Genomic DNA, 21,247 nt, shown 5'->3' with positions numbered 1-21,247 from the left:
ATTATGATGATTTTGACTGATAAAAAGCCACGTGTGAATGTTGAAGGGATTTTGACTGCGGAAGAAATCCATGAAATTGAACATCACATTGGTCATTATCCGTACCCACGTGCAGCATCTTTAGATGCCTTGAAGTGTGTACAGCGCCGTAATGGCTGGGTAGATGATGCGCAGTTAAATGCGATTGCACAGCTTCTAACCATCAGCGTTGCTGATTTAGAAGGTGTCGCAACATTCTATAACCGTATTTATCGCCAGCCTGTAGGTCGTCACGTGATTTTATTGTGTGACTCGATTGCATGCTTTTTGATGGGTGCAGAAACACTTGCAGAAGCATTCCAGCGTGAATTAGGCATTCAGTTTGGTCAAACGACTGCAGATGGTCGTTTCACGTTATTGCCAATTTGCTGTTTAGGAAATTGCGATAAGGGTCCAACCTTGATGATTGATGAAGATACTCACGGTTTAGTTGAGGTGACATCGGTGCAACAGTTATTGGAGAAGTATGTATGAATACCGAACCAAGACCAATTTATGGTGACGGTAACCCAGAAACGCATCCATTAACTTGGCGTTTAAGCAAGCAAGAGCACGTGCGTAATGCAGATGATTACGAAGCACTAGAAGGCTATGCAGGCTTTAAGAAAGCGATTTCTATGCCGCCTAAAGATGTGCTTGAAGTCATTAAAGCTGCGACAGTGAAAGGTCGTGGTGGTGCAGGCTTCCCAGCAGGGATCAAATGGTCACTGATGGCACCAAACGACAATTCAGGTCCACGTTACCTGATTTGTAATGCCGATGAGATGGAACCGGGTACTTTCAAAGACCGTTTGTTGATGGAAAAACTTCCACACCAACTGATTGAAGGTATGCTGATTGCTGCGTACACGCTTGAAGCTACCCACGGCTATATCTTTATTCGTGGCGAATACATCGAAGCTGCACAGTACTTAAATGAAGCGATTGAGCAAATTCGTGCCAAAGGTTATTTGGGCGAAAACATTTTAGGTACCAACTGGGGCTTTGAGCTATACGTGCATACAGGCGCAGGTCGTTATATCTGTGGTGAAGAAACCGCATTGATTAACTCGCTTGAAGGTCGCCGTGCTAACCCACGTACTAAACCACCATTCCCGCAAGTTGCAGGGGCATGGGGTCGTCCAACGATTGTCAACAACGTAGAAACCTATAACAACTTACCTGCAATCATGTTGCGTGGTGCAGAGTGGTATATCGGTTTATCTGCAGGTAAATCGAAAGACCCTGGCACAAAAATTTACGGTGCTTCTGGTAAGGTGAAATTCCCAGGTCTATGGGAGCTTCCATTTGGTACGACTGCACGTGAAGTAATTGAAGACTATGCGGGTGGCATGCGTGATGGCTTGAAGCTAAAAGCATGGTTACCGGGTGGTGCATCTACCGACTTCTTGGCAGCAGAACACATTGACTTGCCTATGGATGCAGAAAGCATCATGAAGGCAGGTTCACGTTTAGGTACGTGTTTGCTTATGGTGGTCGATGAAACCCAATGTATGGTTTCTGCAACCCGTAACTTAGAAGAATTCTTTGCGCGCGAATCATGTGGTTTCTGTACCCCATGTCGTGATGGTTTACCGTGGGCTGTAAAAGCACTCAAAGCAATTGAAAATGGCGAAGGGAAAGAAGAAGACATTCAACATCTTCAAGAACTCACCAAAAAATTGTGGATTGGTAAGACCTTCTGTGCTCACGCACCAGGTGCGATGGAGCCATTAATGGGCGCACTCAAATATTTCCGTGGCGAGTTTGAAGCAAAAGTGGCAAATAGCCGTCCTGCTGCTCAAGCTAGCAACGTAGAACAAGCTTAAGGAATTCGACTATGGCTACAATTCATGTCGATGGAAAATCGTACGAAGTCAATGGCTCGGAAAACTTGCTGCAAGCATGTTTGAGCCTTGGGATCGACATTCCGTACTTTTGTTGGCATCCATCCTTAGGTTCTGTCGGTTCTTGCCGTCAATGTGCCGTGACCCAATATGCGAACCCTGAAGATACTCGTGGTCGCTTGGTGATGTCATGTATGACACCTGCTGCTGACAATACCTATATCTCGATTGAAGACAAGGAAGCAACTGAGTTCCGTGCTTCAATTGTAGAGTTCTTGATGACCAACCACCCACACGACTGTCCAGTCTGTGAAGAAGGTGGTCACTGTCATTTACAAGATATGACTGTAATGACACAGCACGATCGTCGTCGTTACCGCTTTACTAAACGTACTCACTATAACCAAGAGCTTGGTTCGTTCATCGCGCATGAAATGAACCGTTGTATCGCGTGTTATCGTTGCGTGCGTTACTACAAAGACTATGCAGGCGGTACAGACTTTGGTGTCTATGCCAACGCATCACGTGTTTACTTTGGTCGTCCTGAATCGGGTACTTTGGAATCTGAATTCTCAGGTAACTTGACTGAAGTCTGTCCAACAGGTGTATTCACCGACAAAACTCACTCTGCGCGTTATAACCGTAAGTGGGACATGCAGTATGCGCCTAGCGTATGCCAAGGCTGTTCTTCAGGTTGTAACATCTCTCCGGGTGAGCGTTATGGCGAATTGCGTCGTGTAGAAAACCGCTTTAACGGTGAAGTCAACCAATACTTCCTATGCGATAAAGGTCGATTCGGTACAGGTTATGTGAACCGTGAAGATCGTCCACGTCAGCCTCAGTTCCGTAACGGTGCGAGCGTAGAAACCGTTTCTGTAGATGCTGCACTTGATACGATTATTGCCAAAGTTCAAGGCAAAAAAGTTTTGGGTATTGGTTCACCGCGTGCATCGCTTGAATCAAACTTTGCTTTGCGTGAGTTGGTTGGCCAAGACAACTACTCAACAGGTTTATCGCAAAAAGAGCAAAACTTGGTTGAACTTGCAGCTTCAATCATGCAAACCGAAGGGATTTACAACCCGGGTATGCGTGAAATTGAAGACTACGATGCTGTGTTAATTTTGGGTGAAGATTTAACCCAAACTGCACCACGTATGGCGTTGTCTGTTCGTCAAGCGGCGAAAAACAAAGCCAAAGAAATGGCGGCAGAGCGTCGTACGCCAGATTGGTTGGCTGAACCTGTGCAACGTATTGCGCAAGATGCAAAATCACCAATTTACATTTTGGCTGCAACGCAAACTCGTTTAGCTGATGTCGCAACAGGTGAAGTGGTTGCTTCTCCAAATGATATTGCACGTTTAGGTTTTGCCATTGCTGCTGCGGTTGCAGGTGACGTGATCACAGGTTTAGATGACGATGCGAAAGCATTTGCACAAACCATTGCTGACACGTTAAAAGCTGCGAAAAAACCATTGGTGATTTCAGGTACAAGCTTACTAGACGCTGCCATTATGGAAGCGGCTGCACAAGTGGCACAAAACTTGGGTGAAAACGCAGGTTTAAGCTTAACTGTGCCAGAAGTGAACTCAATGGGCTTGGCTATTTTTGGTGGTCAAAGCTTAGAGCAAGCATTTGCGCAAGATTACGATGCTGTGATTGTGGTTGAAAATGACTTATATCGTCGTTTACCTGCAGTACAAGTCGATGCAGCTTTAGCGAAAGCACAAGATGTCATCGTGCTAGATCATGCTGAAACCGCAACTGTGCAAAAAGCCAATATCGTACTTTCTGCAGCAAGCTTCGCGGAAGGTGATGGTACGGTGGTGAGTCAGGAAGGTCGTGCACAACGCTTCTTCCAAGTTTATGACCCAAGCTACTACAAACCTGAATTGGCGATTAAAGAATCTTGGCGCTGGTTACACGCACTTGAAACAGGCTTAAAAGGCAAAGCAATTGCTTGGACTGTTTTAGATGACGTGATTGAATCTGTAGTGAAGAATGTTCCAGCACTTGAAGCAATTCAAGATGTTGCACCAGATGCAGGTTTCCGTGTACATGGCTTAAAAGTTGCGCGTGAACCACGTCGTTACTCAGGTCGTACCGCTATGCGTGCACCGTTATCCATTCACGAACCAAAACAACCTGTCGATGTAGATTCAGCATTAACATTCTCTATGGAAGGTTATGTGGGTAATCAAACGCCAGCGGCACTTGTACCATTTGCTTGGTCTGCAGGTTGGAACTCGCCACAAGCTTGGAACAAATTCCAAGACAACGTGGGTGGTCACTTAAAAGGTGGTGACGCAGGTATTCGTTTATTCGACCGTTTGGCGAAACGTCCTGCACGTAGCTATGTTGCACCTGCACCAGTACTTGCAAATCCAGACAGCTTCCGTTTAATTCCAATGCATCACATTTTTGCATCGGGGGAATTTACGGTGAAAACTCCTGCAATGGAATCACGTATTCCTGAAGCAGTATTTGCTGTAGGTACGCAGGATGCGCAGCGTTTGAATCTACAAGATGGTCAAACAATTACTGTACAAGCAGGCGAAACATCTATCGTGTTGCCAGTACAAGTGATTGAATATTTACCTACAGGTTATATTGGCTACCCAATTGGTCTTGCACCAACGGTATCTCTTGCAGAGCCTGTTTCAGTCGCGGTAGGAGTGTAATTCATGCAACAAGAATTAATCCGTCAGACGCCGCTGTGGGCTGAGAACTGGCCAATTGCCTATTCAGTCATTCAAGCGATTGTCATCTTACTGGTTGTGGTATTGATTGCTGCACTCATGTCTTTTATTGAGCGTCGTTTACTGGGCTTATGGCAAGACCGTTATGGTCCGAACCGTGTAGGTCCAGGCGGTATGTTCCAGATTGTTGCCGACATGCTGAAAATCATGTTCAAAGAAGACTGGACACCAAAATTTGCCGACAAACTTACGTTCCGTATGGCACCAGCAGTTGCAATGGCAACTGCGGTACTGTCGTTCATGGTTATTCCTGTATCACCTTATTTAGGTGTGGCAGACATGAGCATTGGCCTGTTGTTCTTTATGGCAATGGCAGGTATCGCAGTGTATGCGGTGTTATTTGGTGGTTGGTCATCAAACAACAAATACGCATTGCTTGGTGGTTTACGTTCAGCCGCTCAAACCATTTCTTATGAAGTGTTCTTGGGTATTTCACTCATGGGTGTGGTTGCTATTGCAGGCTCATTCAACATGCGTGAAATTGTTGAAGCGCAACGTGATGTTTGGTTTGTGATTCCACAATTCTTAGGTTTCTTGATTTTCGTGGTTGCAGGCGTTGCGGTAACTCACCGTCACCCATTTGACCAACCAGAAGCAGAACAAGAATTGGCTGAAGGTTATCACGTCGAATATGGCGGTATGAAGTGGGGGATGTTCTTCGTTGCAGAATATGTCAACGTGGTACTGATCTCTGCGCTTATCGTGACTCTATTCTTCGGTGGATGGCTAGCGCCGTTTAACCTTGAAATTCCATTCATTCCAGCAGCTTTCTGGTTCATTATCAAAACAGCATTCTTTGTGATGATGTTTGTCTTGGCTCGTGGTTCTTTAATGCGTCCACGTTATGACCAAGTGATGAACTTTGGTTGGAAAATTTGCTTGCCATTGGCGCTTGTTAACCTTTTGGTAACTGGTGCTGTGATTCTTATGAATCATTCGGCCTAAGACAGCAGGGAGAACAATATGTTTAAGTTTCTAGCTGGGTTTGGGTCAATTGTACGTTCACTGTGGATGGTTTTCTCACACGTGACACGTAAACGTGACACCATTTTGTATCCGGAAGTACCAGCCGAAGAAATTGTACCTCCACGCTTCCGTGGTCGTATTGTGTTAACACGCGATCCAGATGGCGAAGAGCGTTGTGTAGCATGTAACCTCTGTGCAGTTGCTTGTCCAGTAGGTTGTATTTCACTGCAAAAAGCAGAACAGGAAGATGGTCGTTGGTACCCAGAGTTTTTCCGTATCAACTTCTCACGCTGTATTTTCTGCGGTATGTGTGAAGAAGCATGTCCAACGACTGCAATTCAGTTAACACCTGACTTTGAGTTAGGTGAATATGTGCGTCAAGACTTGGTGTATGAGAAAGAACACTTACTCATTTCAGGTCCTGGTAAATATCCTGACTACAACTTCTACCGTGTAACGGGTATGGCTGTTACAGGTAAAGACAAAGGTCAAGCGCAACGTGAAAGCGCACCTATTGATGTACGGAGTCTATTACCATGATGTGGCCGTTTTATTTGATGGCACTCGTGGCCATTGTTTCTACGGTTCGTGTAGTGACTAACGCGAACCCAGTACATGCTTTATTAAGCTTGATCGTGTCATTACTTGCGGTTGCAGGCATGTTCATGATCGTGGGTGCACCATTTGCTGGCGCCTTGGAAATCATTGTTTATGCGGGTGCGATCATGGTCTTGTTCGTATTCGTGGTGATGATGCTCAACCTTGGTCAGCAAACTGTTGAGCAAGAGCGTAAATGGTTGACTTCATCAACTTGGGCATACCCAGCTTTGATGAGCTTCCTAATTGGTTTGGTTTTAGTGTGGTCATTAAGCTCAGACTACACTGCACCAAGCGCGCTTATGGGCACCGAAATGGTGGGTCCAAAAGCAGTGGGTCAAGCACTCTTTACTCAGTACTTATTGTTGGTTGAAGTTGCCGCAATGTTATTACTTGCAGCTTTGGTTGCAGGCTTCCACATCGGTAAACGTGAACCAAGTGCAGAAGAGGAAAAAGAATAATGGGCAACATCCCTTTAGAACATGGTTTGATTGTCGCGACCATTCTTTTTGCACTCGGTTTTTACGGTGTGATGGTGCGACGCAACCTACTATTTATTTTAATGGGCCTTGAAATCATGATGAACGCTGCGGCATTGGCGTTTGTCTTGGCTGGTAGTGCATGGGTACAACCAGATGGTCAGATCATGTTTATCTTGATCTTGACACTTGCTGCGGCAGAGGCGTGTATCGGTCTTGCGATCGTCCTTCAGTTCTATCATCGCTTCCATCATTTGGATGTGGATGCTGCTAGTGAGATGCGCGGATGAGTTATTTATATCTAACAGTATTGTTTCCGCTCATTGGTTTTATCCTTTTAGCGGCAGGGCGTAACAACTTACCTGAAAAAGTTGCTGCGATTATTGGCGTAGGTTCAGTGGGTCTGTCTGCATTATTTGCGCTAATTGCAGGCATGGACTTTGTGAACAACGGTTCGGTTGCAACGACTCAACATTTATGGACTTGGTTCAATGTGGGTGGTTTTGCACCTGCGTTTAGCTTGCACTTAGACGGTTTATCTTTGCTCATGCTGGGCATGATTACAGGCGTGGGTTTCTTAATTCACATCTTTGCATCATGGTATATGCGTGGTGAAGAAGACTTTGCACGTTTCTTCTCTTACTTCAACTTGTTCGTTGCGAGCATGTTGTTGTTGGTACTTGGCGATAACTTGGCGTTATTGTTCCTAGGTTGGGAAGGTGTAGGTTTGTGCTCTTACTTGCTGATTGGTTATTACTACCAAAACCCTGCAAACGGTTTTGCAGCAATCAAAGCATTTACCGTAACACGTGTGGGTGACGTTTTCCTACTGATCGCGTTGTTCTTGTTGTATCAACAATTTGGTACGTTGAACACACAATACATCGTAGAAAATGCAGCCAATGTAATGACTCAAAGCTCGTCGATCACCATTTGGACAGCGTTAATGTTGTTCTTGGGTGCTGCGGGTAAATCTGCACAAATTCCGTTGCAAACTTGGTTAGCCGATGCAATGGCAGGTCCTACACCTGTTTCTGCATTGATCCATGCGGCAACAATGGTAACCGCAGGTGTTTACCTGTGCTGCCGTATGTTCTCCGTGTTTGAAATGACACCTGAAGTGATGATGTTCATCTCGATCACTGGTGCGGTAACATTGATTGTGGCTGGTTTTGCTGCATTGGTACAAACCGACATCAAACGTATCCTGGCTTACTCAACCATGAGTCAGCTGGGTTATATGTTTATGGCGGTAGGTGCTGAAGCATACCAGGCAGGCTTATTCCATATGCTTTCACACGCATTCTTCAAGGCATTGTTATTCTTGTCTTCTGGTGCGGTGATTCTGGCTTACCATCACGAACAAAACATCTTCAAGATGGGTGGCCTGTTCAAACATAACAAATTCCTGTTTGCCTGCTTCGCGATTGGTGGCGGTGCATTGGCAGCCATTCCATTCTTGACCATCGGCTTCTTCTCGAAAGATGCAATTTTGGGTGCGGTATGGGTTCAAGGCCAATCTATTGCGCTTTATGACTGCTTGTACTGGACAGGTGTTGCGGGTGCATTCTTAACTTCAATCTATACATTCCGTTTAATCTGGGTTGTATTCTTTGGAAAAGAAAACACGCCTTATCACGAAATCAAAGGTGCGACGTATTGGGCACCATTGGCAATCCTTGCTGTTCTTTCAACTGGTCTGGCTTACTTCCTGAAAGCACCGGTTGAATCAATCTTAAATGCTGCGAAAATTCCTGCGTTTAAGGTTGATAAACATTTAATGCATGGTATGCATAGCGCTGAATATACTGCTGTGGGTATTGCACTGGTTGGTCTTGTGGTAGGTATCGTATTATTTGTCTTTGCCTACAACGCAGTGAAAGGTTTTGCCCGTACTTCATTCGGTGCTGGCCTTGCTAATATCTGCCGTAATGCACTTGGTTTTGATGCGTTGTATAACATCGTATTTGTGAAACCATATTTGCTTATCGCGAAAATTTTAGGTCGTGATCCGATTGACGGCCTGTGGTTAGTGCTTCCTGCCATTGTTAAAGGTGGTCATAGCTTCACAAGTTCACGTCAAACTGGCTCATTACGTGAGTACGCATCGAGTATGGCACTTGGTGTGGTGGTCTTACTAATGATCTTGATCGTGATTCAGGTCGTGGGGAAATAAGATGGATACTCCAAACAATTTAATTCTACCCGCGCTGATCCTTGTTCCGTTCATTGCAGGTTTTATTTGCTGGCTGGTCGATAAACTCGACGAAAAATTACCACGTTACATTGCTTTAGTGGGCATGCTCGTTACTTTGGGCTTAACCGTCGCATTGTGGCAAGGTGCCAGCTATAACTATGAATTAGGCGCTCAAGTTCCAACTTGGTCGGCTGAATTTATGTTGCCTTGGATTCAAACCCTAGGCATCAACATTCACTTAGCGGTGGATGGCTTATCTTTACTCATGGTGGGTTTAACTGCATTACTGGGTATTTTAGCGGTAGGCTGTTCATTTGGTGAGATTCAAAAGAACGTTGGTTTCTTCCACCTTAACCTTTTATGGTCTTTGGGTGGGGTAATTGGTGTATTCCTTGCGATTGACTTGTTCCTGTTCTTCTTCTTCTGGGAGATGATGCTTGTACCAATCTACTTCCTGATTGCGTTATGGGGTCATAAAGGTTCAAACGGTCGTTCACGTGTTTACGCTGCAACCAAATTCTTTATCTACACGCAAGTTGCTGGTTTAATCATGTTGATTGGTATCTTAGGTCTAGTGATCTATGGATACATGATGTCAGGTACTATTTCATTCAACTACAACTATTTATTGGCTGTAGCGAATACACTTGACGCACAATTACCAGCAGTCGCTTATGCCTTCATGATCTGTTTATTCATCGGTTTTGCGGTAAAACTTCCAGTTTTCCCATTACACGGTTGGTTACCAGATGCACACGCACAAGCGCCTACAGCGGGTTCTGTCGACCTTGCAGGTATTTTGATTAAAACTGCGGCATACGGTTTATTACGTTTCGTGATTCCATTCTTCCCAGCGGCTTCTGCTCAGTTTGCAGACATCGCCATTATTTTGGGTTTAATTGGTGTGTTCTACGGCGCGTGGTGTGCTTTCCAGCAAACCGATATGAAGCGTTTACTTGCCTATACCTCAATTTCGCACATGGGCTTCGTATTACTTGCAATTTATGCAGGTAATATCCTGACTTACCAAGGCTTAATGATCATGATGTTGGCACATGGCTTGTCATCTGCTGCATTGTTCATTATGTGTGGTCAAATTTACGAGCGCGTACATACACGTGACATGCGTTTAATGGGCGGTATTCGTGGTCAATTCCAATACCTTTCATTCTTCCTGATGTTCTTTGTGGCAGCGTTAGTTGGTATTCCTGGTTTAGGTAACTTTATTGGTGAATTCCTGATTTTAATGGGTTCATTTGAACAGTTCCCAGCCTTCACAATTATTGCGGCAATCAGTTTAGTTTTTGCAGGTGTTTACGGTTTAATCCTGATTCACAAAGCCTTATTTGGTGTACCAAATGAAGAGCAAAAACAACACTATGCAAATCCGTTAAAAGATTTAAATGCACGTGAAGTTGTGATTCTTTCAATTTGTGCGCTGGGTCTAGTATGGCTTGGTCTGTATCCACAAACCTTCCTTGATATTTCAAATTCAAGTATGGCGTGGTTAGCAAATAGCTACATCCCAGTTCAAGAAGTAGTTGAAGTTACGCAAGAAGTAACAGCTCAACTCGAAAATGTGGAGATCCAATAAGCCATGAACTTCACAATGTCATTTTCTGAGCTTATGCCTTTAGCTCCTGTGATGATCGTGGCTTTAACTGCGATTGTCGTGATGATCCTTACTGCAATTAAGCGTAACCATAACTTAATTGCTACAGCATCAGTGGTGGGCTTGAACCTCGCTGCTGCTTACCTTTTACTCATGATGTTTGGCGGGAACTTTGCTCCTGCCAGCGTGATGGGCATGTTTATGATTGATCCGTTCACCTTGTTATATCAACTGGTGATTCTGATCGCTGCATTAGCATGTTCTACTTTGTCACATGCGTATATTGAAACGTATAAAGACAACCGCGAAGAACTCTACATCTTAATGTTGTGTTCAGTGGCGGGCGCTATGTTGATGGTGTCAAGCTCGCACTATGCGTCGTTCTTCATTAGCCTTGAGTTAATGTCAATTCCTGTTTATGGCTTATTGGCATACACTCACCAACGTTCTAAATCTTTAGAAGCAGGCGTGAAGTACTTAGTCTTGTCTGCAACCGCATCTGCAATGTTGCTCATGGGTATGGCGTACATTTATGCATACACTGGTTCATTGTCTTTCTATGACTCTGTACAAGCATTAATGCAAAATATCCAACAGCCATTGGTGATTTTAGGTTTAGGCTTAATTGTCTTTGCTGTTGCATTTAAATTGTCGTTGGCACCATTCCACAAATGGACGCCAGACGTTTATGACGGTGCGCCTGCACCAATCGCAACCTTTCTTGCGACTGCAGCAAAAGTAGCAACCATTGGTTTGTTTGTACGTTACATTTTGGGTTCAGGTGCAATCCTGATCGACTCAATTGTAACCATCATGACCATTATTGCTGTGCTTTCAATTTTGGTGGGTAACTTCCTAGCTGTACGTCAAGTTAACTTGAAGCGTATTTTGGCTTACTCATCTATTGCGCACTTTGGTTATTTGTTGATTGGTTTAATCAGCATGACCTATGCAAGTTTGGGCAATGTCAGCGTATATGTGATTACTTATGTCTTAACCACCATTGGTGCGTTCGGTGCAGTGGCATTAATGTCTAGCCCGTATAACAACGTAGCTGAAGCAGAAAGCTTAGCAGACTACCGTGGTTTGTTCTGGCGTCGTCCTGTATTGACTGCTGTATTAACTGTCATGATGCTTTCTCTAGCTGGTATTCCACTCACTGCAGGCTTCATTGGTAAGTTCTTGGTGGTGATGGCTGCTGTTACGACTCAGCACTGGTTCTTAGCTGCGATGATCATCGTAGGTTCAGGTATTGGTTTGTACTACTACTTGCGCGTTATGGTGGTGATGTATATGACACCGCCAGATGAACCAAAAATGGACGCTGTTGATCATTGGGGTCAAAAAGTGGGCGGTATTATGGTATTGGCTGCAGCTTTAGCGGTATTGGTGATTGGTGTTTATCCAGACCCAATTATCAAAATTGCACTTGAAGCTGAAATTTTGTCACCAATCCATTTCATGCTGTCACAGCAATAATTTGAAAGAAGTTTAACTTTCAGTCAAAAAGCCTTCATAAATTGAGGGCTTTTTGGTTTATATACACAATAAAAACAGCATATAATAAAATGATATTTGCTTTTCTTTCCTTTTAGGTGTTCTCCCGTGGCTATTCATGAAATCCGACATCCGCTTATTCGTCATAAATTAGGGCTATTACGTCGTGCTGATATCAGCACCAAAAACTTCCGTGAATTGGCACAAGAAGTCACCATGTTGCTGACTTATGAAGCGACCAAAGATTTGCCTATGGTCGAGCACGAAATTGCGGGTTGGAATGGTGCAGTCACTGTAGACCGTATTGCGGGTAAAAAAATTACGGTTGTGCCTATTTTACGTGCAGGTATTGGCATGTTAGATGGTTTCTTAAACTTGATTCCAAGTGCCAAAGTGTCTGTACTTGGCTTGGAACGTGATGAAGAAACTTTAGAAGCGCGTACGTACTACAAAAAATTAGTACCAGATGTACAAAACCGTATTGCGATGATTATTGACCCTATGCTTGCCACAGGTTCATCTTTAGTGGCAGCGATTGATTTGCTCAAAGCCAGTGGTTGTAAAGACATTCGTGTGATGGTTTTGGTTGCAGCGCCAGAAGGCATTCAACGTGTAGAAGCCGCGCATCCAGATGTGGTGATCTTTACTGCATCGGTAGATGAAGGTTTAAACCAAGATGGTTATATTGTGCCTGGCTTGGGTGATGCAGGCGATAAAATTTTTGGTTCAGTGCAAAAAGATTAAGCCGAATGTCGATGAAAAAGAGGCATTAACTGCCTCTTTTTTATATACTCATATAAAGTGCAGCTCGTAAAAGGTTAAGCCATGAAATCTGAACAATATCAAGGGAAAATCAAACAATATAATGCCGAAAAAGGCTATGGATTTATTGCCGCACCTGAAGGTGAAGTGTTTTTCCATATCTCGGATTTTTCTGCGGCTGAAGGCGAGCCAAAGCGCAATGATCGCGTTAAATTTAATGTGGTTCAAAATGGTGATCGTTATAAAGCCATTAATATTGAACCTGTAGAAGATAAATCCAAAAAAGCAAAAAAAGCCAAAGCGGTTGCTGCGAATACGTCGATTACGTCTGCATTGTTATCAAACTTAAAGCGTTAGTTTTAAATGTTTTCATGCACAGAAAAGAGGCATTTTCGCCTCTTTTTTTGTACAATAATCAAAAATTAACGTGAAAAGAGTAATTTATGTTTTTAGAAGGGAAAATAAAAACTTATAACGAAGAACGAGGCTTTGGTTTTATTCAAATAGAAGGAGAGCCTAAAGATTTATTTTTTCATATTAAAGATTTTCCCAATAAAAATATTCCACTAAAAGTGGGAGAAAATCTAAAATTTCGTAAAGTAGAAGAAAATGGCAAGTTCAAAGCAGATAATATTGTCCGTCTAGATATTAAGGTTGCAGTCGAAAGGCATACGCCTCAATCAAGGGCAATTCATACGACAAAGCAGATTCAAAAAAGACAGCAGAAGTCTGAAAATAACTCATCCAATTTTGTGACTTATATGGGTATATTGATTATATTCGTCTTGGCTTATGCAGTATTTAATAAGTACCAAGCTTGGCAAAATAGTCAGCCTGAAGCTTTATCAGTACAAAAAGTAGTAGAAGTTCCTGTTGTTGAACAGAACTTTACTTGTGATGGGCGTGAGCACTGTAGTCAAATGACGTCTTACGAAGAAGCATTATTCTTTATACGAAATTGTCCAAATACTAAAATGGACGGTGATGGTGACGGCATACCGTGTGAGAGTCAGTTTAATCGCTAAAAAAAGAGTACCATCATCGGTACTCTTTTATAAACTATTTCGCGTCGCAAAACTTCATAAATGCCTTTAAGCCAGGCCCTTGGTATTTCTGACGATGCACCAACATGAATAACGGGCGCGTCAGTTGCCAGAAAGGTGTATCTAAAATCACCAATTGACCTTTTTCTAGTAAAGGTTCAATCGCCAATCGTGAAATACACGACATACCAATCCCACCTGCGACAATTTTTAAAATCGCTTCGTTATGACCCAAAGTTAAACGAATATTGGCATCAGGCAGGTCTTTTAAAATTGCATTGTCAAACACTTCACGGGTACCTGAACCTTCTTCACGTAAAATCCACTCGGCATCTTCAAAATCTGCAATGCTTAAAGCACGGTTTAACTGCGCTAGAGGATGACTTGGCGCACAGCACACTGCAAGTTCATCATCACGCCAATGAATACATTGGAGTTGGGGTAAGTGACAAGAACCTTCAATCAGTGCTAAATCTAGCTGAAATTGGTTTACAGCTTCAATCATTTGGCGGGTATTGCCCACTTGTAACTGTAAATGCGCCTGCGGCTGAATTTGCAAAAAGTCTGCCATTAAATCAGGCATCAAATAGTCACTAATGGTAAGAGTTGCACCTAAACGCAAATCAATACTTTGTAGCTCGCCTTTAGCGGCTTGCTCAAATGCTTCACAACGACCCAAAATTTCTAAGGCTTGTGGCAATAAAAAACGACCTAAATCGTTCAGCTGTAGGCGCTTACCCAAACGGTCAAACAGTGGAGCGCCTAAGCCATCCTCCAAATCTGCTAAGGCCATACTTGCAGCACTTTGGGTGAGCTTAACGGCATCACTGGCTTTGGTTACTGTCCCTTCTTGGGCAACTGCTACAAAAACCGCCAACTGGCGTAAAGTCATGCGCATGAATCAAGCCTTAACATTTAAAAATATTCATAAATTACCCCAACATGCTAACATGAGCACAGTCTTTCATGCCACGCTCAAATCATGTCAATTGAAAAATTTACTTTAGAAAAAGTGCTTTCGGTTCATCGTTGGACCAACACCTTGTTTAGCTTCATTATGACCCGACCCGCGCATTTTAAATTTACTGCAGGGCAGTTTGCACGTATCGGGTTAAAAGTGGGCGATGAATTGGTAGTACGTGCTTATTCGGTGGTGTCATCACCCTTTGATGAAACTTTAGAGTTTTTCTCAATTGTCGTGCCAGATGGTGCGTTTACTTCTAACTTGCAGCACCTTCAAGTGGGCGATGAGCTGTACTTGGAAAAAATCCCTTATGGTTTTTTGACCTTGGCGCGTTATCAATTGCCTGCCCCACACGATTTATGGTTACTGGCCACAGGTACAGGTCTTGCACCGTTTTTATCCATGCTGCAAGATTTTGAAACATGGACAAAATATCAACATATTTATTTGGTTTATAGCGTGCGTACCGAAGCTGAATTGGCTTATGTCGATAAAATTCACGAGATTGCCGAAACTTTTGGCGAAGGGCATACAGGCTTTAAATTTATCCCAATTATCACTCGCGATCCTCAAGCTGATTTGCATGATCGTTTGCCTATATTAATTGCAAATGGTGAACTTGAACAGGCTGCGGGTAGTGTACTCAACCCTGAAACCAGCCATGTGATGTTATGCGGTAACCCTGCCATGGTCGATGACACCAAAGAAGCCTTAAAAGCGCGTGGTTTAACCATGAACCGCCGTGGGGAAGGCAATATTGCAGTTGAAAATTATTGGTGAGGATGTGATGCAACTATTCAAATATCAACTGTTCAAATATATAGCCAGCGCAGGGCTGATGTTTATAGTCGCACAAACCGTACAGGCTGAAACGGTGGAAACTCAGGTTGCTGTGCAAGATCACGTACTCATTTATGATGGGCCACTTAGCCCTGAAGCCAACGCACGTGCAGCGGAATTACTTAAACAGTCAGACAAAATTGATACCTTAAAAATCAACAGTCGTGGTGGCGAGATCAGCTTAGGTATTGATTTGGGTAATTTGGTCTTTGGCCATCAACTGAATGTTGAAGTTGGACAGTATTGCTTTTCTTCTTGTGCCAATTATGTATTTCCTGCGGGCAAAGTAAAATATTTAAACTTGCGTAGTCAGTTGGGTTGGCATGGTGGCAGTTTGCAAAAAATGCAATTTGAAAGTGCCGAAATGGAACAAATGTATAATGAATATATTGGCCCAATCCGTGCAAAGGAAACCGCTTTTTTTCAGAAAATTAAAGTTCAGCAAAGCTCAACCATTGCAGGGCAGACTCCTGAATATGAGAAGTATCAAGACTGTGTCGGTTGGCGTTATACATCTAAGAAAATGCGCAGTTTTGGCATAGATCAGGTGCGTTTTAAGCAGGTTTTGTGGCTGCCTAAATCGAGTTTTGAAAATAAATGTATTTTCACAATTCGCTAAAAATTGGTTGTTGAGGTGATCTTCACCATTCATATAAAAACCTCATCTACAACGCTGCAGATGAGGTTTTTGCTTGGTGCGATTCAATTTTGAAAGCAACTTTTGAACGCAATGCTTGAAAGTGACTCTTCAAAGAAATTAGTGCACAAACATATCCATATATTCGCGGATTTCCTGAATCGCGCTATCGACATCGCTACTTAGCCAAGTCGGTTCAAAAAAACCTGCATAATGCTCTAAGCGCTCTTGAGGAACCACCAAACGCACAGGACATTCTTCTTCAAGTAAGCGCCACGGTAAAATTGGCACTTCATTATCCAGAAATGCAGCAATGTTGCGAATATCAATGATCATGGCATTCACACAATCTGGAAATGGCATGACCGAAAATTCTTCGGTACGACGACGGAAATATTCCAAATCGCCCCATTTGAGCAGATAGCTGGGCTTGCTAAATTCAATAATACCAATGAGATGCCCATCACGGGTATAGTGCAAGGCACATTGATGAGTGACGTCAGTGTCAAGATCAAGCGATACACTTTGTTGACGATACGCCATAAAGTTCAAAGTACACAAAAAAACGGTACGTGATTATAGCGCATTTCCCCGTGAGAGGCAGCTTTGTCGATATTGGGCAACATAGGTGGTACTTGAGGTATATTACATCTTTTCACCATCTTGCTATGTATTGTCACACAATAAGCGTGAGGAGCTTGTTAGTATGAAAATTCATCAGATAAATACATAAGTGAGGGGAACATGCCGCATGATTTCAATAAACCACCTCATGTAAACTCAGCTGAAGACATTAAGCGAAAAAAACGTATTCCAGTCTATATGCTTCTACTGGTGGGAATCTTTTTATTGGCATTGCTGATTTACATGATGGCGGATCGCAAACCGAGTGCAAGCGAAGCACCTCCTGGACATCCTAATCCAACCGTAGAACAAGCAACGCCAAATAGCACGACAACGGGCACAGCTGGAGATGAAGCACGTGCAGAGGACAGTAATACTGCAACAGCAACAGATCGGTAGCTTAGCCTAAGCGTCAAAAAATCGTATTTACAAATTCAGCCTTGCCTAGATGCAGGGCTTTTTTGTGGATTTTCGCAAGGTTTATTATCCCTCCTTTGTAGAATTGTTGCGATTCTGCATCCCAAGGTTGAATAAAAAATATGCAAATTCTATGGTGGGTAGAGCTTTACTCAATAATTTGAATCGATAAAAAGCAGTTTTGCGCTGTAGTGCAAACCTAAAAATGAAGCTAATCACCATGAGGATTAAACAAGATGAATGATTATTTTAATGGGAACCTACATGGCAGAGCTTTTGATGCCATGTATTATTGGGAGCAATTTCAACCCATTTTAGCTGCAGTCGCAATTTTACTTGTCGGGTGGGTGATTGCATTATTGGTTGCGGGTGGAATTAAAAAGGTTCTACAAAAATTAGGTACCGATCAAAAATTATCAAATGCAACGGGGCATCGTTCAAATATTGAAGTGATTGTGTCGCGGGTCGTGTTTTGGGTGATTTTAATTATTGCGGTCATTGGTGCGCTGAATGTGTTGAATCTGACCAGTGTCAGTGGGCCATTCAGTAATATGATTCAGCAGTTCTTACTGTTTATTCCTTCTTTACTGGCTGCTGTAGCCGTTGCTTTTATTGGGTGGATTTTGGCAAATCTGGTCAAAGTGGGGATGCAAAAACTGTTGGCACGTACCCAGTTGGATGAAAAACTCAGTGCCGATGTGGGTGTGAGTGGCTTAAGTCAAAATATCAGTGAAATTGTTTATTGGCTGATTTTATTGCTGTTCTTGCCAATTGTGCTGTCAATTTTAGGCTTAAACGGTCTGTTGTTCCCTGTGCAAAACATGGTGAATGAAGTTGTGCTGTATTTACCGAACATCTTCATTGCAGGCGTGATTGTTTTTGTCGGATACATTCTGGCAAAAATTGTTCGTGGCATTGTCGAAGGTTTATTAGGCAGCCTGAATATTCAACAGCATGCTGAAAAAGTTGGCATTTTTAAAAATTCAAATTTACCTAAATTACTCGGTTCGTTTGTTTTCGCCTTGGTGATCATCACCGCCTTGATTATTGGTTTTGAGGCACTTGGAATTGAAGCCATTTCGCAGCCTGCGACAGCCATGCTGTATGAAATTATGAATGCGATCCCGCATATTATTGCGGCAGGTCTGATTCTTATTTTGGCTTATGTGGTGTCGCGTTTTGTAGCCAATATTGTGGTGGAAGTGGTTGCAGGTACAGGAGTCGATGATATTCCTGCCAAACTCGACTTACAGCGCTTTTTAGGTACGACTAAAATTTCATGTGTAGTCGGTTATCTGATTGTATTCTTTACCATGCTATTTGCGGTATCTGAAGCGGCGAACCGTTTGGGCTTTGATCAAGTCAGCGGCTTGATTGCCATGTTTATCCAATTTGGTGCAGATATCCTGTTGGGTGCTGTCATTTTGGTGGTGGGTTTCTGGCTCGCGAATTTGGTCGCCAAAGTGGTACAGCGCGGTGAATATAACAGCTCACGTTGGTTGGCAAACTTAGTCCGTATTTTAATTATGGGTTTGGTGGTAGCCATGGGCTTACGCGCGATGGGTATTGCCGACTCGATTGTGAACTTGGCCTTTGGTTTAACTCTCGGTTCTGTTGCAGTGGCTTTCGCACTTGCCTTTGGTTTAGGTGGTCGCCAACCTGCAGAGCGTGTGTTAACTGATTTGATTGATAAAGCCAAATGTGAGGCGAATCAACCGAATCCTTTGCACAAAACAGAAACGGCAACGTCGTCAGCATCAAGTGTGATGACGCCTATCGTAACTGAGCAGCCACAAGCGTCTGTAAGTGATGTGACTACAACACCTGAAGCGGCAACTGATCATGCTGTGCCAGATACGTTAAAGGTTGATCCTGAACATCCACCAGTCAATAACCCATTTGGTTCGACAGGTGAGGCTGAACCAGATGTTGATGAACATCCAAAAAATGACCCGAAATAACCTGTTCAAATTTTGATTTGAATCGCTAAGATGATCGACCAATCACCGTATTGGTCGATTTCTTTTCGGTATTCATTAAAAAAGAGGAAACGATAATGTCCAAATCAGCACCCGATAAGTTTTTTGCCCCAATCGTGATTGCTGGCATCACCATCGGCTTTTTTGTTGCAGCCTATAAATTTGTTTTTGCCAAGCCAGAAGCCACCGCAAAACCAACTGAAAATGTTGAGAAAAATCATCCAAAAGAGGATAGACCAAGCTCTTAAATTATGTTAAAAATTAATCAACTTTGGCAGGAATGAGCCAAAGACTGATTTGGATAAATCAGATCAATAACTTGGAAAGCTTGATGAGGGTTTAAGGGAAAAATAAAAAACTTGGGTTTTAACCAAGCTGAAATATTTGAGTCTTAAAATTCGCGCAAGGATGACAATAATGAGAGAAATCAATATGCTAAACAAATTACGTATCAGTTTAAAAGTTCAAGTGGCAAATTCGTTACCTATGCATCAACAAAATGCTGTGCTTAAAATGCAGCAAACTGAATCACGTTTGGCAAATACGCCAAAATTGGTATTATTTCGTACCGATTATTTAGAATAAAATAACAGGATTCACGTATTGCTAAGTCTTTATAGTACGTGACGGTGTTAAAGAAAAAGCCAGTTTAGAAAAAACTGGCTTTTGTCATTTTGCAATTTGATCGGCAAGATCAATATTATTCTGTTTAGACTAGAATCATTTTTATCACATTCATTTGTTTGCATGTTTCATCTAAAAGCAAACTTAAACATACTCCGATGCTGCATGTGCAGATGACCACGCCCATTGGAAATTATAGCCGCCCAAATGTCCCGTTACATCTAAAACTTCCCCAACAAAATACAAGCCTTTTTGTTTTTTACTTTCCATAGTTTTAGAGGAAACTTCTTGGGTATCGACTCCGCCTAAAGTGACTTCGGCAGTACGATAACCTTCTGTGCCTGATGGTTTGACTTCAAAGGCATTTAAACGTGCTGCAATCTGTTCTAGCTTTTCATCACTGATATTGCCAATTGCCGTTTCAGAGAGTGCAGGCCAAATCAGTTGCTGTAATTCAGCCACTACACTTTTTGGCAGATGCTCGCTGAGTAAGGTGCGCAGTAAAACTTTAGGACTGCTTTGCTTTTTATTTTTAAAAAAGTCATAGAGTTCTAAGTAAGGTAAAAAGTTAATTTTAAAACTTTGTCCGACATCCCAATAATTAGAAAGCTGTAAGGCACTCGGCCCACTCAAACCGCGATGGGTGAATAGCAATGCTTCGGTAAAACTAGTCAATGAATTTGATAAAGTCGCATCCACCGCATTACCGCTTAAACGTGTAGTGACTTCTTTAAAGCTGTCTGAGAAGGTAAAAGGCACTAAACCTGCACGGGTCGGGTAAACACGATGACCAAACTGTTTAGCAATTTCATAGCCAATTCCAGAGCCACCTAAAGTTGGAATAGATAAACCGCCAGTTGCTACGACCACAGCGCTTGCTTGGAAATAACCCAAAGTCGTTGCAATTTGAAAACCTTGATCATCTACCGCATTCACGGCTTTGACTTCACAATTGGTTTGAATATCGACCAATTTGGTTTTTTCACATTCGGCTAAGAGCATGGCTAAAATTTCTTTAGCGCCGTTTAAAGTGAATAATTGTCCGTGTTTGCGTTCTTCATATTCAATGCCGTATTCGCAGACTAAACCAATAAAATCCCAATTGGTATAACGGGTGAGTGCAGAAATGACAAAGTGTGGATTATGTGAAATATAATGGTTTGGCTCGACTTCTAAGTTGGTAAAGTTACATTTACCACCACCCGACATCAGAATTTTTTTGCCCACTTTATTGGCTTTTTCTAGCACCAATACTTTACGACCACGTTGTGCTGCCATGTAAGCAGTCATCAGCCCCGATGCGCCCGCACCTAAAACAACAACATCAACCTGATGAACCATGAGTATTACTCGGTAGACGAAAAGCGAGCAATTATAAAAGATTTGTG

General features: G+C 42.8%; 22 protein-coding genes. 19 read left to right on the top strand and 3 right to left on the bottom strand.

The features are described from left to right. Positions 1–3 precede the first annotated feature (3 nt). From nuoE to FTU39_RS02440, 13 genes are all read left to right on the top strand, one after another. A complete protein-coding gene (nuoE, locus tag FTU39_RS02500) occupies positions 4–513 on the top strand; it encodes an NADH-quinone oxidoreductase subunit NuoE (RefSeq protein WP_004975451.1) in 510 nt (169 codons plus the stop codon). Next, positions 510–1,847 (top strand): NADH-quinone oxidoreductase subunit NuoF, encoded by a 1,338-nt coding sequence (gene nuoF, locus FTU39_RS02495; protein ID WP_004975453.1) that lies wholly within the window; start codon positions 510–512, stop codon positions 1,845–1,847. Before nuoE ends, nuoF begins: the two co-directional genes overlap by 4 nt. 11 nt (positions 1,848–1,858) lie before the next feature. Beyond that, positions 1,859–4,543 carry an NADH-quinone oxidoreductase subunit NuoG gene (gene nuoG, locus FTU39_RS02490; RefSeq protein WP_131261530.1) on the top strand — a complete coding sequence of 895 codons (2,685 nt, stop codon included), beginning with the start codon at positions 1,859–1,861 and terminating at the stop codon, positions 4,541–4,543. A gap of 3 nt (positions 4,544–4,546) precedes the next feature. After that, complete coding sequence (nuoH, locus tag FTU39_RS02485) at positions 4,547–5,566, top strand: NADH-quinone oxidoreductase subunit NuoH (protein ID WP_004975457.1); 1,020 nt, start codon at positions 4,547–4,549, stop codon at positions 5,564–5,566. Positions 5,567–5,584: 18 nt separating this feature from the next. Next, positions 5,585–6,127 carry an NADH-quinone oxidoreductase subunit NuoI gene (gene nuoI / locus FTU39_RS02480; RefSeq protein ID WP_004975460.1) on the top strand — a complete coding sequence of 181 codons (543 nt, stop codon included), beginning with the start codon at positions 5,585–5,587 and terminating at the stop codon, positions 6,125–6,127. Then, a complete protein-coding gene (gene nuoJ, locus FTU39_RS02475) occupies positions 6,127–6,645 on the top strand; it encodes an NADH-quinone oxidoreductase subunit J (protein WP_171062597.1) in 519 nt (172 codons plus the stop codon). Before nuoI ends, nuoJ begins: the two co-directional genes overlap by 1 nt. Next, positions 6,645–6,953, top strand: a complete 309-nt coding sequence (nuoK, locus tag FTU39_RS02470) for an NADH-quinone oxidoreductase subunit NuoK (RefSeq protein WP_004975463.1) — start codon at positions 6,645–6,647, stop codon at positions 6,951–6,953. The genes nuoJ and nuoK overlap by 1 nt, the downstream gene beginning before the upstream one ends. Next, positions 6,950–8,839, top strand: coding sequence for an NADH-quinone oxidoreductase subunit L (nuoL, locus tag FTU39_RS02465; protein ID WP_180051673.1), 1,890 nt, complete (start codon positions 6,950–6,952; stop codon positions 8,837–8,839). Before nuoK ends, nuoL begins: the two co-directional genes overlap by 4 nt. A gap of 1 nt (position 8,840) precedes the next feature. Continuing rightward, positions 8,841–10,454, top strand: a complete 1,614-nt coding sequence (gene nuoM / locus FTU39_RS02460) for an NADH-quinone oxidoreductase subunit M (RefSeq protein WP_180051672.1) — start codon at positions 8,841–8,843, stop codon at positions 10,452–10,454. 3 nt (positions 10,455–10,457) lie between these two features. Continuing rightward, positions 10,458–11,951 (top strand): NADH-quinone oxidoreductase subunit NuoN, encoded by a 1,494-nt coding sequence (nuoN, locus tag FTU39_RS02455; protein WP_180044322.1) that lies wholly within the window; start codon positions 10,458–10,460, stop codon positions 11,949–11,951. 126 nt (positions 11,952–12,077) lie between these two features. Further along, positions 12,078–12,713 (top strand): uracil phosphoribosyltransferase, encoded by a 636-nt coding sequence (upp, locus tag FTU39_RS02450; protein ID WP_004975475.1) that lies wholly within the window; start codon positions 12,078–12,080, stop codon positions 12,711–12,713. Between the two features lie 81 nt (positions 12,714–12,794). Continuing rightward, entirely contained in the window at positions 12,795–13,088 is a 294-nt protein-coding gene (locus tag FTU39_RS02445; RefSeq protein WP_167846181.1) for a cold-shock protein, read from the top strand. Positions 13,089–13,174: 86 nt separating this feature from the next. Beyond that, positions 13,175–13,756, top strand: coding sequence for a cold shock domain-containing protein (locus tag FTU39_RS02440; RefSeq protein ID WP_180051671.1), 582 nt, complete (start codon positions 13,175–13,177; stop codon positions 13,754–13,756). Between the two features lie 34 nt (positions 13,757–13,790). Here FTU39_RS02440 and gigC read toward each other — a convergent pair whose 3' ends face one another. Then, on the bottom strand, positions 13,791–14,672 hold the full coding sequence (gene gigC / locus FTU39_RS02435; protein WP_004975482.1) for a LysR family transcriptional regulator GigC: 882 nt from the start codon (positions 14,670–14,672) through the stop codon (positions 13,791–13,793). An 84-nt stretch (positions 14,673–14,756) separates the two neighbouring features. Here gigC and FTU39_RS02430 point away from each other — a divergent pair, with 84 nt between their 5' ends. Both FTU39_RS02430 and FTU39_RS02425 read left to right on the top strand, forming a co-directional pair. After that, entirely contained in the window at positions 14,757–15,518 is a 762-nt protein-coding gene (locus FTU39_RS02430; RefSeq protein ID WP_180051670.1) for a ferredoxin--NADP reductase, read from the top strand. 7 nt (positions 15,519–15,525) lie between these two features. After that, complete coding sequence (locus FTU39_RS02425; RefSeq protein WP_154320450.1) at positions 15,526–16,197, top strand: hypothetical protein; 672 nt, start codon at positions 15,526–15,528, stop codon at positions 16,195–16,197. 138 nt (positions 16,198–16,335) lie between these two features. On the opposite strand, the gene FTU39_RS02420 is transcribed toward FTU39_RS02425, so the two are convergent. Further along, positions 16,336–16,758: a hypothetical protein gene (locus FTU39_RS02420; protein WP_004975486.1), complete on the bottom strand. Its 423-nt coding sequence runs from the start codon at positions 16,756–16,758 to the stop codon at positions 16,336–16,338. Between the two features lie 201 nt (positions 16,759–16,959). On the opposite strand from FTU39_RS02420, the gene FTU39_RS02415 reads away from it, so the two are divergent. The 4 genes from FTU39_RS02415 to FTU39_RS02400 all read left to right on the top strand — a co-directional run bounded on the left by FTU39_RS02415 (position 16,960) and on the right by FTU39_RS02400 (position 19,820). After that, positions 16,960–17,238 (top strand): hypothetical protein, encoded by a 279-nt coding sequence (locus tag FTU39_RS02415; protein ID WP_179989669.1) that lies wholly within the window; start codon positions 16,960–16,962, stop codon positions 17,236–17,238. A 254-nt stretch (positions 17,239–17,492) separates the two neighbouring features. Continuing rightward, complete coding sequence (locus FTU39_RS02410) at positions 17,493–19,217, top strand: mechanosensitive ion channel (protein WP_179989671.1); 1,725 nt, start codon at positions 17,493–17,495, stop codon at positions 19,215–19,217. Between the two features lie 95 nt (positions 19,218–19,312). Beyond that, positions 19,313–19,483: a hypothetical protein gene (locus FTU39_RS02405; protein WP_004975491.1), complete on the top strand. Its 171-nt coding sequence runs from the start codon at positions 19,313–19,315 to the stop codon at positions 19,481–19,483. 169 nt (positions 19,484–19,652) lie between these two features. Further along, the gene (locus FTU39_RS02400; protein ID WP_004975492.1) at positions 19,653–19,820 is read left to right on the top strand and encodes a hypothetical protein; all 168 of its coding nucleotides are present in this window, start codon (positions 19,653–19,655) and stop codon (positions 19,818–19,820) included. Between the two features lie 183 nt (positions 19,821–20,003). Here the strand turns inward: FTU39_RS02400 and FTU39_RS02395 are convergent, their stop codons facing one another. Continuing rightward, complete coding sequence (locus FTU39_RS02395) at positions 20,004–21,200, bottom strand: NAD(P)/FAD-dependent oxidoreductase (RefSeq protein ID WP_131261523.1); 1,197 nt, start codon at positions 21,198–21,200, stop codon at positions 20,004–20,006. Positions 21,201–21,247: the final 47 nt, after the last annotated feature.

Origin of the sequence: Acinetobacter sp. YH12099, from assembly GCF_013419195.1 — a bacterium.
GTDB lineage: Bacteria > Pseudomonadota > Gammaproteobacteria > Pseudomonadales > Moraxellaceae > Acinetobacter > Acinetobacter towneri.
Note: the sequence above shows the minus strand (reverse complement) of the source record. Positions and strands in the feature narration are given on the sequence as shown.